Source organism: Paraglaciecola psychrophila 170, assembly GCF_000347635.1.
In the GTDB taxonomy this organism is placed as follows: Bacteria; Pseudomonadota; Gammaproteobacteria; order Enterobacterales; family Alteromonadaceae; genus Paraglaciecola; species Paraglaciecola psychrophila.
In genome coordinates, this window is sequence record NC_020514.1 from 2,591,139 (window position 1) to 2,605,325 (window position 14,187).

At 40.1% G+C, this 14,187-nt stretch carries 11 protein-coding genes; 9 read left to right on the forward strand and 2 right to left on the reverse strand.

Annotation, left to right across the window (positions count from 1 at the left end; genetic code table 11):
* Positions 1-69 precede the first annotated feature (69 nt).
* The 7 genes from fadD to C427_RS11380 all read left to right on the forward strand — a co-directional run bounded on the left by fadD (position 70) and on the right by C427_RS11380 (position 5,795).
* Positions 70-1,725 carry a long-chain-fatty-acid--CoA ligase FadD gene (fadD, locus tag C427_RS11350; RefSeq protein ID WP_007635389.1) on the forward strand — a complete coding sequence of 552 codons (1,656 nt, stop codon included), beginning with the start codon at positions 70-72 and terminating at the stop codon, positions 1,723-1,725.
* Between the two features lie 79 nt (positions 1,726-1,804).
* Positions 1,805-2,971, forward strand: coding sequence for a ribonuclease D (gene rnd, locus C427_RS11355; protein ID WP_007635396.1), 1,167 nt, complete (start codon positions 1,805-1,807; stop codon positions 2,969-2,971).
* The gene (locus tag C427_RS11360) at positions 2,971-3,246 is read left to right on the forward strand and encodes a YcgL domain-containing protein (protein WP_007635397.1); all 276 of its coding nucleotides are present in this window, start codon (positions 2,971-2,973) and stop codon (positions 3,244-3,246) included. The genes rnd and C427_RS11360 overlap by 1 nt, the downstream gene beginning before the upstream one ends.
* The gene (locus C427_RS11365; protein ID WP_007635399.1) at positions 3,246-4,226 is read left to right on the forward strand and encodes a lytic murein transglycosylase; all 981 of its coding nucleotides are present in this window, start codon (positions 3,246-3,248) and stop codon (positions 4,224-4,226) included. The genes C427_RS11360 and C427_RS11365 overlap by 1 nt, the downstream gene beginning before the upstream one ends.
* 4 nt (positions 4,227-4,230) lie before the next feature.
* The gene (locus tag C427_RS11370) at positions 4,231-4,896 is read left to right on the forward strand and encodes a fumarylacetoacetate hydrolase family protein (protein ID WP_007635401.1); all 666 of its coding nucleotides are present in this window, start codon (positions 4,231-4,233) and stop codon (positions 4,894-4,896) included.
* Positions 4,897-5,090: 194 nt separating this feature from the next.
* Positions 5,091-5,279 carry a hypothetical protein gene (locus C427_RS11375; RefSeq protein ID WP_007635404.1) on the forward strand — a complete coding sequence of 63 codons (189 nt, stop codon included), beginning with the start codon at positions 5,091-5,093 and terminating at the stop codon, positions 5,277-5,279.
* A gap of 24 nt (positions 5,280-5,303) precedes the next feature.
* Positions 5,304-5,795 carry a YcgN family cysteine cluster protein gene (locus C427_RS11380; RefSeq protein ID WP_007635405.1) on the forward strand — a complete coding sequence of 164 codons (492 nt, stop codon included), beginning with the start codon at positions 5,304-5,306 and terminating at the stop codon, positions 5,793-5,795.
* Between the two features lie 154 nt (positions 5,796-5,949).
* On the opposite strand, the gene C427_RS11385 is transcribed toward C427_RS11380, so the two are convergent.
* The gene (locus C427_RS11385; RefSeq protein ID WP_007635406.1) at positions 5,950-7,323 is read right to left on the reverse strand and encodes a dicarboxylate/amino acid:cation symporter; all 1,374 of its coding nucleotides are present in this window, start codon (positions 7,321-7,323) and stop codon (positions 5,950-5,952) included.
* A 162-nt stretch (positions 7,324-7,485) separates the two neighbouring features.
* On the opposite strand from C427_RS11385, the gene C427_RS11390 reads away from it, so the two are divergent.
* Entirely contained in the window at positions 7,486-9,765 is a 2,280-nt protein-coding gene (locus tag C427_RS11390) for an Ig-like domain-containing protein (RefSeq protein ID WP_007635407.1), read from the forward strand.
* Between the two features lie 81 nt (positions 9,766-9,846).
* On the opposite strand, the gene astB is transcribed toward C427_RS11390, so the two are convergent.
* Complete coding sequence (gene astB / locus C427_RS11395; protein WP_007635408.1) at positions 9,847-11,184, reverse strand: N-succinylarginine dihydrolase; 1,338 nt, start codon at positions 11,182-11,184, stop codon at positions 9,847-9,849.
* 310 nt (positions 11,185-11,494) lie between these two features.
* Here astB and topA point away from each other — a divergent pair, with 310 nt between their 5' ends.
* Complete coding sequence (gene topA, locus C427_RS11400; RefSeq protein WP_007635410.1) at positions 11,495-14,137, forward strand: type I DNA topoisomerase; 2,643 nt, start codon at positions 11,495-11,497, stop codon at positions 14,135-14,137.
* Positions 14,138-14,187 lie beyond the last annotated feature (50 nt).

The following is a 14,187-nucleotide window of genomic DNA, read 5'->3' on the forward strand; positions in this document are numbered from 1 at the left end:
TAATAATAATATGTTGATTTTTGCGACTTCATCAAAGTATTAGCTTAAAACCAACGGCCTGGAGGCACAATGGAAAAAATCTGGTTGAATAATTATGACCCTAGGGTTCCTGCCGATATCGATCCTGATCGTTATTCATCTATAGTAGACATTTTTGAACAATCCATTGAAAAATATTCAGCAAATGTCAGTTACATCAATATGGGTAAAAGTATTACTTTTGCCGAGTTGGATACGCTTTCTCGTGACTTCGCAGCATATTTACAAAATTCTGGGTTAAAAAAGGGTGATGCGGTGGCAATTATGATGCCTAACCTCATTCAATACCCCGTGGCCCTTTTTGGCATACTTCGCGCAGGTATGACAGTGGTAAATGTGAATCCTCTATATACCCCCAGAGAGTTGCAACATCAATTAACAGACTCAAACGCAAAAGCAATTATTATTGTTGAAAATTTTGCCTGTACCTTGAGTGAAGTCATTAAAGATACCGCGCTAGATATCGTATTATTAACCTCACTTGGTGACATGTTAAATCCACTTAAAAAAGTCGTCACCAACCTGGTGATCAAACATGTCAAAAAAATGATCCCTGCTTATAATTTACCTCATGCGATAAAATTTTTAAAAGCGCTTAAGCAAGGCCATAGTCAATCTTATCAGCGCCCCGAGGTGACGGGCGAAGATTTAGCGTTTTTACAATATACAGGTGGCACTACAGGTTTGTCTAAAGGAGCCATGCTTACTCATAGAAATATAGTGGCAAATTTGGAGCAAACCTCCACTATCTTAGAAAATATAGTTGAGACGGGTAAAGAGTTAGTCGTCACGGCTTTACCTCTGTATCATATATTTGCTTTACAAGGTAATTGCCTGACCTTTGTTAAATTTGGTTGTCCTAATTTGTTGATCACCAACCCTCGTGATATGCCGGGCTTTGTGGCTGAGATGGCCAAGTATCCTTTCACTGTTATTACTGGTGTTAATACATTATTTAATGGATTGCTTAACACCCCCGGCTTTGCTGATTTGGACTTTAGTCGATTAAAATTTGCCTTGGGTGGTGGTGCAGCAGTTCAGAGACCAGTAGCTGAACGCTGGCAAAAAACGACCGGACTTGTTTTGCTCGAAGGTTATGGATTAACAGAATGTTGCCCAACTGTGACAGTAAACCCGCCACAACTTGAAGCCTATAAAGGCTCTATTGGTATGCCAGTTCCTTCAACCGATATAAAACTAGTAGATGAAGAAGGAAACGAAGTTCCACTAGGCGAACCGGGTGAAATGCTCGTTAAGGGGCCACAGGTGATGAAAGGTTATCTTAATCGCCCTGATGCAACTGCAGAAATGATTGTTGACGGTTGGTTAGCCACGGGTGATATAGCAATATGTGATGAAGATGGTTACTTTTATATAGTCGATCGCAAAAAAGACATGATTTTAGTTTCAGGTTTTAATGTCTTTCCAAATGAGATTGAGGAAGTTGCCGCTATGCACGATGACATCGTAGAGGCGGCCGCAATCGGAGTGCCACACGAGGTTTCTGGCGAAATTGTGAAATTAGTGGTGGTGCGTAAACATGAGAACTTATCTGAAAAAGACGTGATTGAACATTGCCGTATACACTTAACCGGTTATAAAATACCGAAAAAAGTTGAGTTCACAGACGAGCTTCCTAAAAGTAATGTTGGTAAGATACTGCGCAGAGAGTTAAGAGATAAATAGCCTAATTATTTTACACTTATGTAAAAGCCGGCATTAGCCGGTTTTTTTATGGGTCTTGTGACCACTAATTTGGAAATCCATGCAATACAACTTTATAACCAGTAACCAAGAACTCGCAGATTTTTGTCATCAAGCCAGTCAAGTAGAAGCCATAGCAGTAGATACCGAGTTTGTTCGCACACGGACCTTGTATCCTCAACTGGGGCTAATTCAGATTTATGATGGCAAACAACTAGTTTTAGTCGATCCGTTAGCGATTGATGACTTTTCAAGTTTGACGGCATTGTTGACTAATCCTAATGTGGTCAAAGTTTTGCATTCTTGCTCTGAAGACTTAGAAACCTTTTGGCATGCGTTTAAAGTGATGCCTAGCCCGATTTTTGATAGCCAATTTGCTGCCAGCATTGTGGGTATGGGTCCTGCTTTGGGTTATGCCAAGTTAGTGGAAATAATGCTTGAAGTGACAGTTGATAAGGGCGAGTCACGAACTGATTGGTTAGCTCGACCTTTACGTATTGAGCAATGTGACTATGCGGCTAAAGATGTGTTGTATTTATTTCAGCTTTACCCGGAGCTGAAAGCTCGTGTAATAGAACAAGATAAACTATCTTGGGTGTATTCAGAAATTGCGCATCTATCAGTAAAAAAACAAACGCTCTTACCTTTAGACTCAGTGTATTTAACCATTAAAAATAATTGGAAACTATCAAGTAAAGCAGTGATGATTTTAAAAAAATTGGCTGCTTGGCGCACATCTACTGCAAGACTGTGTGATATGGCGCTAAACTTCGTAGTGCGAGAAGAAAATTTACTTTCTATTGCCATGCTGCAACCTACTAGTAAAAATGAATTACGCTCAATTCCAGGAGTGAACCCTCACGAAGTACGGATCCACGGTGATGCACTGTTATCCATTGTGGCCGATTGCCAAAACGTAAGTGAAAATGCTTACCCGCCAAAGGTAAAACGACTAAATGATATCGAAAATTATAAAAACACTGCCGCTAGCGTTAAAAAATTATGTTTAGAGATTGCTGAAAAACATGCTATTCCGCCTGAATTAGTCGGTTCCAAAAAACAAATTAATCAATTACTTAAATGGTGCTGGTTTAATCAGGATGAAACTCGAGACATGGGTCTACAACCTGATTTGTTGAGTAATTGGAGACGAGCACTTTTTGTGCATGAACTGGTTAAAATTGAAGGATTAAATTTATCGAGTGAACTGCTTAAGGAAATTTCATAATGTTATGTGCGGTATATAAAAGCAGTAAAAAACAAGAAACTTATTTATATGTGCCTGGCAGGGACGACTTTTCTAAGGTGCCTGAAGCATTATTAAAAACATTTGGTACACCTGTTTTCTTAATGATAATGCCACTTAAAAAAGACCGTGAACTGGCCAGAGTAGATATTCATAAGTTGCGAACTGAGCTTAAAATAAAGGGGTTTTATTTGCAGCTGCCCCCACCAACTGAAAATTTATTGAAAATTCACCTTCAACAACAGAACGTCGACTAATGGCTATGAAATTTAACTATATATTGTTGTCTATGTTGTTACTTTTAGTCAGCCAATTTTTAAGTGCCAAACCTTCCTTTGAGCAGTACTTGGTTGACTTAAAGTTACAAGCCATTGAACAAGGTTACACCTCTGAGTTTGTTGACCAAGTGTTTGAAGGGGTTAGCTACCGTAAGAAAACAGTCACAGCTGACAAAAATCAACCTGAAAGAAAATTAACTTTAGATAAATATTTGGCCACACGAGTACCAGATTGGAAAGTTAAAAAAGCTGTCGATTTAATGGCGCAACACCAAGTATTATTAGACCAAGTCGAGCAACAGTTTGGTGTGCAAAAGCGTTTTATCGTGGCGTTATGGGGCAACGAGAGTAACTTTGGCAATATTATGGGTAAGCACTCAGTGATTAACTCATTAGTAACCTTGGCATATGACGGCAGGCGAGAGGCCATGTTTAAAAAACAGTTATTTGCCGCCTTAAAAATTCTACAGCAAGGCCATGTTGAGCTTGGTAATTTTGTTGGCTCATGGGCTGGAGCTATGGGGCAGAGTCAATTTATGCCTACTTCGTTTTTAGACTATGCAATAGATTTTGATAACGATGGTCGCAAAGATATATGGAATAATAAAGCTGATGTGTTCGCCTCAATTGCTAACTTCTTAAAATCTGAGGGTTGGAGTAACCACATTACATGGGGACGCCAGGTCTCAGTACCTGATGATTTTGATTTTAGTTTGGCGGGTCTTAAATCTTCATCAAAGCGATTGTTAGCTGATTGGCATGGGTTGGGGGTTAGACGTTATGATGGCCGGAATTTGCCTAACTTACCAATCAAAGGATCGCTTATTGCCCCTGACGGTAAAACTGGGCGTATTTATCTAGTCTACGAAAATTTTCATACTCTAATGAAGTGGAATCGTTCCAGTTACTTTGGTGTATCAGTGAGTTATTTGTCTGATCGTATTAAAAAAGGATCCTGAAGCGTTGTTTGAATATAAACATATTGATATTGATGGCAAAACCATTGACTTGCCAGTGGGTAAAGTGGTCTGTGTTGGCCGTAATTATCTGCAACACATAAAAGAATTAGATAATGATGTGCCCAGTGAGCCATTGTTGTTTATTAAACCTTCTACAGCATTATCTGCTTTAAATAGACCTGTTTTAATCCCTAAAAATTTAGGTCCTTGTCATAATGAGTTGGAAGTCGCTGTTTTGATTAATAGCAGACTCTGCCATTCCTCAATAAAAGATGCAGAGGCTGCAATCTGGGGCATAGGTTTAGGTTTAGATCTAACGTTAAGGGATGTACAAAGCGCATTAAAAAAGCAAGGCCACCCATGGGAACGTGCAAAAGCGTTTGACCACAGCTGTCCTATGTCGCAATTTGTGGTGAAGGACAAAATGGGACCTTTATCTAGTATAGACTTCAGTTTGAATGTGAATGATGAGATAAGGCAACAAGGCAATAGCCAAGAGATGTTGTTCCCTATATTAAAACTACTAGTAAATATTTCTAATACCTTTACTCTTCTACCTGGGGACATAGTCATGACAGGCACACCAACAGGCGTGGCGGCTTTATCAGTTGATGATCAGCTAACAATCGAATTGAATGGGCACTTTTCAATTAGGACAATTGTTGTATAAATAATGAAATTTTCTTTTGAATTTATAACAGATCCAGCGAATAAAATATTGATTTGCGAGGCTTTTGGCGAAGTTGTTGACGTTCTCGATCTTGAACATATGTTAAAAACTATTGTAAAAATCAAGTAAAAAATATAGTGCTAGATTGTACAATATTTAAAATCCTCTGCTCCAACCAAGAAATAGCTCAATTGATGATAACCACCCAAGAGAATGATTGGCTTAGTAGTCTAAAAATCGCAATGATCATCAAATCGGAACTCAATGTGCATAATATAATCGAAGGACTCGCCGAAAACCTATCTTTGACGATTAAAAATTTCGAAACATGCAGTGATGCTATGCTTTGGTTATTGTTTGATAAAGTACGAGAGGAACGTTAATGAAAAATGAAGATAGGTACTGGCATGGATAAATATTGGGAAACCACTACCCTTGAAAATATGACTGAGAAACAGTGGGAAGGCATTTGTGATGGCTGTGCAAAATGTTGTTTACACAAGTTCATTGATGATGACGCAGTCACTGAAGCGGCGCCTACAAGCCATATTCAACAGGGTGAAAAAATTCACTACACTAATATTGCATGTGGATTACTAAACACCAAAACGTGCGCATGTTCGCGATACGCTGAGCGAACTACTTTGGTACCAGAATGTGTCAAGCTTACCAAAGACAATCTTCAAGACATCTTTTTTATGCCTCACAGTTGTAGTTATCGCAGACTTTACGAAGATAGGGGCTTACCCACTTGGCATCCATTGTTAAATAAAGGCAAAAAATCCGTAATGCATAAAGCAGGCATGTCCGTAAGGGGCAAAACTGTTGCTGACCATGACGTTGATTTAGAGCAATTTGAAGATTATATAGCACTGTGGCCGATGGAAGATTTGGATTAGTCTTTTATTTATCAGCTATTATTCACCCAAAATAGTGTGAATATGCATTCGTTAAATCTTTGAACCGATTGTATATGACCGAATGACATTAGCATTCGCTCATATACAATGAAGCCTAGTGCGTTGTTAAATATGAATTAACGCTTTGGGTTTATTAACTGTTTTTATCTAGATGTTCAAAATCGACTTCCTCGTCTTTTAAGCCTGCATCTGGGTCGTTGTATACATGAATATCTAATTCATTCTCACTTTTACCCACGATACAAGCCACCATACAGTCACCTGTCACATTAACGGCTGTTCGGGTCATGTCTAACAACCTGTCCACACCAATAATAAGCGCTATGCCTTCAACAGGTAAGTTAACTTGCTGTAAAACCATGGCAAGCATAATAAGGCCAACGCCTGGCACACCTGCAGTACCAATGGAAGCAAGTGTTGCAGTGAGAATGACCATCATATAATCACCCAAGCTTAAATCTACAGAGTAAACCTGGGCGATGAATACCGTGGCTACACCTTGCATAATAGCGGTGCCGTCCATGTTAATCGTAGAGCCAAGAGGGATCGTAAAAGAAGCAACAGAGCGCTTAACCCCTAGCTTTTTAATCGCAGTTTCCATGGTTATCGGTAACGTTGCGCTACTGCTCGAGGTGCTAAATGCAAATATGGCAGCATCACGCATTTTTCTAAATAAGACTATCGGGCTTAAGCCACTGAGTACTTTTAAAATAATAGGATATGAGACAAACGCGTGAACGAACAATACAAACACAACCAATAAAAAATATTTTAATAGGCTGGCAATAGTTTCAAAACCAATGGTAGCAAACAATTTGGCCATCAAAACAAATACACCATATGGTGCAAGATTCATTAAAATAGTGACAAGTTTCATAATCACTGTACTTAGGTCTTCAAAAACTGCGGTCAGCCTTTTACCCGTATCTCCTGTCATTGCCATCGCGATACCAAATAAGACAGCAAACACAATGATTTGTAACATGTTGCCTTCGGCCATGGCATTGATGGGGTTGGTTGGCATCATATTAATGATGACTTGACCTAAGGAAGGGGCCTCTTTTGCTACATAAGTAGATTCGGTTGTTAAGTTTAAGCCTTCACCGGGTGCCACTAATAATGCAAATGAGACGGCTAAACTGATGGCAATGGCTGTAGTGACTACATATAAAAGTATCGATTTTCCGCCTAATCGACCGAGCTTGGAAGGATCAGACAAACTTGATGTGCCACACACCAAAGAAACAAACACCAAAGGTACAACCAACATTTTTAAGCTGGCGATAAAGATACTACCCACTATATTAAATATACCTTCGATCAAAAGTGCATACGTTGAAACATGCAAGCCGAATACATTAAAAGAAAAATCTCCGCTATCATCAAACAACCATTGTAATAAAGCTCCGATAATTATTCCGGTTATCATGCCGATAAAGATCCGAGCGGTGAGTCCGAGTTTTTGTGAATCGGGTTTTTGTGATGACACGTTTGTAGATGTGGTCATGGGAATCCTAAGCTTTATTATTGTTAAAAGTCGCGGGTATTAGTGCTATTGAATTTGGTTATCTTGTATAACCTGAACCTAGGTTAGCAAGATTGTCGGTCAAGCTGAACTGTTAAAGTGAATTTGCCATCACAATATGGCTCATGTGTATAGGAAAGGATTATGATTTTACGTTTTAGAACGCTGTTTGGATTTTTGGCTTTACTGAGCCTTTTTTCATGTGGAGGCGGCGGGAGCCTTTCCCGTGATGATAGTACAAACGGCGGAACTATTGTAGGTGGAACAGTTACGGTCACAAGAAGTATCACGCTGGCTTTTACTGATGTTAATGGACAGCCATCAACATCACTCAGTGAATCCAATCCTTTAACGCTCAGTGCTACTGTGACTGATTCAAATGGTGATCCAGTTACTTCTACTTTGATTACATATAGGTTCCAACCTGAAGGGTTGGCTGATTATGGCAATGATGCAGGCACCGCTTCTACTGATGCAAATGGTGTGGCAACTATTCAAATAATCGTTGGTGCAAACTCTGGCGCTGGGGAAATAGTAGCTACTCTCAGTTCAGGAGAAGAAGCAACGACTACTTTTAATTCAGCTGGAACAACACTCATAGGTGAACAACCTGCATCATTGGATTTGTTTGGCAGCTCCACTCAACTAGCCTCTAGTGGCTCCGATGATATTGAACTCATCGCTTTAGTAAAAGATGCAAATAACGTACTGCTTGAAGGGGTTGATGTGACCTTTTCCGCTAATGCTGGTGCAAGTCTGCAACTTGAAAACGGTGGAAGTGTTGCGGTAACTGGTGTTGATGGTATTGCTAGAGCTACTCTTTCTACCCAAAATAACCAAGAAAACCGTACTATTGAGGTGACCGCTATTACTGCGACTTTCTCTCAAATATTAGATGTTCAAGTTGTGGGCACACAGATAAATATCAATGGATCATCATCCGCGATTTTAAATGATCCCGTTCCTTTAACCATCAGTTTGGTAGATTCAGACGGAAGTGGTATTGCAAATCAGGAGGTTAGCCTGATTGCAATTAATGGGCAATTGAGCGAGACCAGTCTATTTACTTCTTCTGAAGGGCAAATAACGGTTAACTACAGCGGTGATGTGTCAGGGTCAGATACTGTGACTGCTAGAGCGCTAAATTCAGTATTTGATTTTCCTATAATAGTTCAAGAAGATGATTTTTCTTTTGTAGATGAAGCCACCGATGAGGAAGCAGTCGAAGTTTACCTTTATACTCCAACTGAATTGACTGTAAAGTGGTTAAAAAATGGTAGTGCGTTTGCTAATGGAACCGTCACGCTTACTTCTTCAAGAGGTCGAGTGGACGTAGCAACGGATATTACTGATAGTGAAGGTAACGTGGCATTTTTTATTCAATCTAACAATGCTGGTTTTGCTTCAATCACTGCAACAGGATTAGATGCAGAGGGCAATGAAGTGAATGCCAGAACTTTAGTGGAATTTGTCGCAACAATTGCAGATAACATTATTGTTGATGGTACTCCCGACTCTGTTGCCCCAAGCGGCCAAACCATTACTATTACTTCAGTGGTACGCGATCCAAATGGTAACCTAGTCAAAGGTAAAGTTATTAATTTTGTAGTGGATGATGTCAGTGGCGGCACCATATCACCGAATCAATCAACAACTAATAGAAGCGGCATAGCATCAACAGTTTACACCTCCAACGCAGTCAGTAGTTTTGAGGCCGTTAAAGTTTACGCAACTGTAGCTGATACTCCCACTGTCAGTAATTTTACAAGTTTGACTGTTGGCGACAGGGCTTTTGATATTTCGATTGGAACTGGACGTTTAATTGAAGAATCTGAGCAATCTTCTTACTCAAAAGAGTTCTCAGTTTTTGTGACTGATCCAGACTCAAATCCTGTACCTAATGCGCTTATGACTTTTTCTGCACCTCCAGTGAAATTTTCTGATGAGGGCGAATTTCGTAAAGGTTACTGGAGTTATGACGAAGATAACGATATTTGGTTACAAGTCATCACAGCTACCTGCCCTAATGAAGATATCGATGGTAACGGAATACTGGATGTGGGTGAAGATGCCAACAATAACGGAATATTCGACGAGGGTGAAGATTCCAATGATGACGGAATATTTGATGAGGGTGAAGATTCTAATAAGGACGGACTGCTAACACCTGGAAACGTGGCAAGTATCCCTTCTAAAAGTACCACAGATGATAACGGTCAAACCTTGATTAATATATTGTACGCGAAACAATTCGGAGCATGGGTAGACGTAGATATTTCGGTTGATGCAGAATCTGCTGGAAGTGAATCATCAGAGAGCCAAGAATTCTCTTTACCAGTTGCAGCTGCTGATTTAGTTGATGAGGCTTCTCCACCACCTAACAGTCCATATGGAATAAGTTCTAACTGTAATGACACAGATTAATCTATAGAAGTAGATAAAAAGCCCGATATTATCGGGCTTTTTTATATGCATGCTTTTTAGAATAAAAAGGTTAAGGTATATCTACTGCTGAAACGGATAAACCGAACCTAAACTCAACAATTGCGTCAACTCATCCAAAGCCGTTCTAGACTCAATTAGTAATTGTGGATCGCACAAATCTTTCACATGTAAAGTGTCGCGGTAATGATTATCAACCCAAGTATTTAAGCGCTCAAACTGATTGTCGTTAATTAAGGTACTTTGATTGACTGCGGCATGTTCTTTGTTGGTCATGGCGACTCTTAAGCGCAAACAAGCGGGTCCGCCACCGTTACGCATACTCTCTTTAACATCGTGGTAGTACACATGTTTGATCGGTGTGTTTTGTGCAACTAAATTTGTTAAATAGGTCGATACTGCTGAGTTTTCTTTACAGTCAGTCGGCGCAATAATGGCCATGTCACCATTAGCTAGGGTGATAATTTGCGTGTTAAATAAGTAACTTTTAATGGCGTCTTGCACACTAACTTCTTCGGTTTTTACGCAAATTAAGTGCAAGTCATCACCCACAAATTTTTGTTTTATCTCAGCTATCGCTTGTGATGATTGATAGAAAGCTTGTTCGTGATAAAACAATACATTTTGATTACCTACCGCAATAACATCATTGTGGAACACACCCTGATCGATTAAATCTGGATTTTGTTGCACATACACCACATTGTCATCCTTAAGTCCGTGTAATCTAGCTACCGCCTGACTCGCTTCTAATGTCTGACGGGCAGGGAATTTTTTAGGTGCGGGTTTACTGGTATCAAAAGCATGGCGTCCGTACACAAACATTTCTAGACCAGTTTTGCCATAATCGCTGCAAAGACGCGTGTGGTTAGCTGCGCCTTCATCCCCAAAATGTTCGTTATCGGGTAAATGAGCATGATGGGCAAAATATTCTTTGTTGGCAAAAGTGGCTTGCAGAATTTTACCCGTGACTTGCGGTTCGAGAGAACGATGATATTTATTGGTTAAATTTGCTGGGGTAAAGTGAATTTTGCCATCACTGGTATCAGCACTAGGTGAAACCGTCGCGGCGTTCGCTGTCCACATACTGGATGCTGAACAGCAGGCTTGAAAAATAGCCGGAGCTTGTTTAGCTGCCATGGCTAAAACGTTGGCATCGGTTCCACTAAAGCCTAACCTGCGAAGCGAAGCAATGTCAGGGCGCTCCTGTGGCGCCAGAACACCTTGAACCATACCAAGGTCAGCTAGGGCCTTCATTTTCTTTAACCCTTGCTTAGCGGCCTGTTTAGGGCTGCTTGAAGCGCTAGCATTATTTAGCGAGGCTACGTTGCCGTATGATAATCCAGCATAATTGTGAGTTGGTCCTACTAAGCCATCAAAATTGGCTTCAAATTGTTTCATTTAAACCTCTATTATTATTGTCTACCACTGGCAAATGGGCGATTAAAACCCAATGTTTATTATCTGGAATCGCTTATAAAAAACGAATTGTCGAGCATTATACTGTTTTAGTTTGTTATGCCAATCAGGCTGTTCGAAAATTAAGCAGTGTTAGCCACTGAAAAAAAAGAATATTAGATAAGTATGAAGAAGAACTTGTTTTCTATTCATTTTGTCGATATATGTTAAAAAGCATTTTTGAGAGGTAATCGCCATATGGTGTATACCTAACCAATAAAAACCTATAAAAATCAAAGGTTAAAACCAATTTATGGCAAAACATCTAGTCATTGTCGAATCACCGGCAAAGGCAAAAACGATTAATAAATATCTCGGCAAAGATTTTATTGTTAAATCTAGTGTCGGTCACGTTCGGGATCTTCCTCACAAGGCTGTGGGCAAAGTTGCGCCTAAAAAACCAGCAAAAGAACTCAAACTTCTCTCCGAAAAAAAGCGTGCAACCTATTTGCGCGATTATGAATATAAGAAACTTGTTGATCGTATGGGTATCGACCCTAAAAATGATTGGCAGGTGCATTACGATGTACTCGAAGGCAAAGAAAAAGTTGTTAACGAACTTAAAAAGTTGGCAAAAAATGCTGACACCGTCTATCTCGCAACGGATTTGGATAGGGAAGGGGAAGCGATTGCTTGGCACTTACGAGAGTTGATTGACGAGCCAGGCAAAGATTTTCAGCGTGTGGTATTTAACGAGATCACTAAAAATGCCATTCAAGAAGCCTTTGCTAAGCCAGGAAAATTAAACATTGAAATGGTGAATGCCCAACAAGCCAGACGTTTTCTGGACCGTGTTGTAGGTTTTATGGTATCTCCATTACTTTGGAAAAAAGTTGCACGAGGTTTGTCTGCGGGGCGGGTACAATCAGTAGCTGCTCGTTTAGTTGTCGAGCGCGAAAGAGAAATAAAAGCGTTTGTACCTGAGGAATTTTGGGACCTACATGCAGATTTAAATACCGCAAAAAAAATCAGTTTGCGGATGCAAGTTGTCAAAGAAAGTGGCGCAGCATTTAAACCGGTCAATAAAGCTCAAACTGATAAAGCGGTAAGTTTTTTAGAAAGCGCTAGTTATCAAGTGGTAAGTCGCGAATCAAGGCCAACTCAAAGTAAACCTTCTGCTCCACTCATTACCTCTACTTTACAACAAGCGGCGAGTACACGTTTAGGCTTTGGTGTGAAGAAAACCATGATGATGGCACAACGGTTGTACGAAGCTGGGCATATTACCTATATGCGAACTGACTCTACCCATTTAGGTAAAGAAGCTGTTGATGGCTGTCGTGATTATATTAATGAAAATTTTGGTGAAAAATACTTACCGGAAAATCCAATTAAATATGGTAGCAAAGAAGGAGCTCAAGAGGCGCATGAAGCTATTCGTCCGTCTAATGTGTTACTTAAATCTGAAGCCATTAGTGATGTAGAGCGCGATGCTCAGCGCTTATACGAATTAATTTGGCGCCAGTTTGTCGCATGTCAAATGACTCCAGCAAAATATGACGCTAGCACAATCAGAGTTAAAGCGGGTGATTTTGAATTAACCGCAAAAGGGCGTGTATTGAAGTTTGATGGTTGGACTAAAGTACAGAATCCGCAGCGTAAAAAAGGCGAAGAAGATTTATTATTACCTGATGTGAAAGAAGGCGAAAATTTAGATCTTAGCTCCCTTGATCCTAAACAGCATTTTACTAAACCTGTTGCGCGTTTTAATGAAGCATCATTGGTAAAAGAGTTAGAAAAACGTGGCATTGGTCGTCCTTCTACTTACGCCAGTATCATCTCAACCATTCAGGATAGAGGTTATGCAAGAATCGAAAGTAAGCGATTCTATGCGGAAAAAATGGGTGAGATTGTAAACGACCGTCTGATGGAAAATTTCGACGATCTAATTGGTTATGATTTTACAGCCAATATGGAACAACAGTTAGATGCAGTAGCAGAAGGAAAGGCCTCATGGAAAGGAGTATTAAATGAGTTCTATGAGGACTTCGAAAAGAAGCTAGTTATTGCTGAAAAATCGCCTGAAGAAGGCGGTATGCGTTTAAATCAAGCCGTACCTACGGATATTGCTTGTGCAAAATGTGAACGACCCATGAATGTCCGAACAGCTAGTACAGGTGTGTTTTTAGGGTGTTCTGGCTATAGCTTACCCCCTAAAGAACGCTGCACAGGCACCATGAATTTAACTTCTGGTGATGAAGTAATCAAGGTTGAAGATGAAGAAGAGTTAGAAACCGAAGTGTTACGCTCAAAACGACGTTGTGACATTTGTGGTACGGCTATGGATAGTTATTTGGTGGATGAGTCTCGTAAGTTACATGTATGTGGAAACACACCCACATGTGAAGGGATTTATGTGGAAAAAGGTACCTTTAAGATTAAAGGGTATGAAGGCCCGCTTCTTGAATGTGACAAGTGTCAATCCAACATGGAGCTAAAAAGTGGCCGCTTCGGTAAGTATTTTGGTTGTACTAATGAAGAGTGTAAAAACACCCGTAAATTACTTCGAAATGGCGAAGCTGCACCTCCTAAAGAAGATCCCACTGACTTACCAGAGTTGGAATGCGTAAAATCTGATGCTCACTTTGTACTCAGAGATGGTGCATCTGGCATCTTCTTAGCCGCGCATAATTTCCCTAAATCAAGAGAAACACGCGCCCCTAAAGTTGAGGAGCTTGCTCGTTTTAGAGATAGGATTTCGCCTAAGTTTTACTATTTGGCCGATGCACCCGCTAAAGACCCTGATGGAAGTCCGGCTATCGTGCGTTACAGCCGTAAAACCAAACAGCAATACGTGATGTCAGAAAATGAAGAAGGTAAAGCGACTGGCTGGTCTGCATGGTGTACCGACGGCAAATGGATTGTTGAAGATAAGCGTAAGAAACCCAAAAAATAATTTTTAATCTTAGTTTTTATTCTTTTACGGCAGCTCTTAGCTGCCGAATT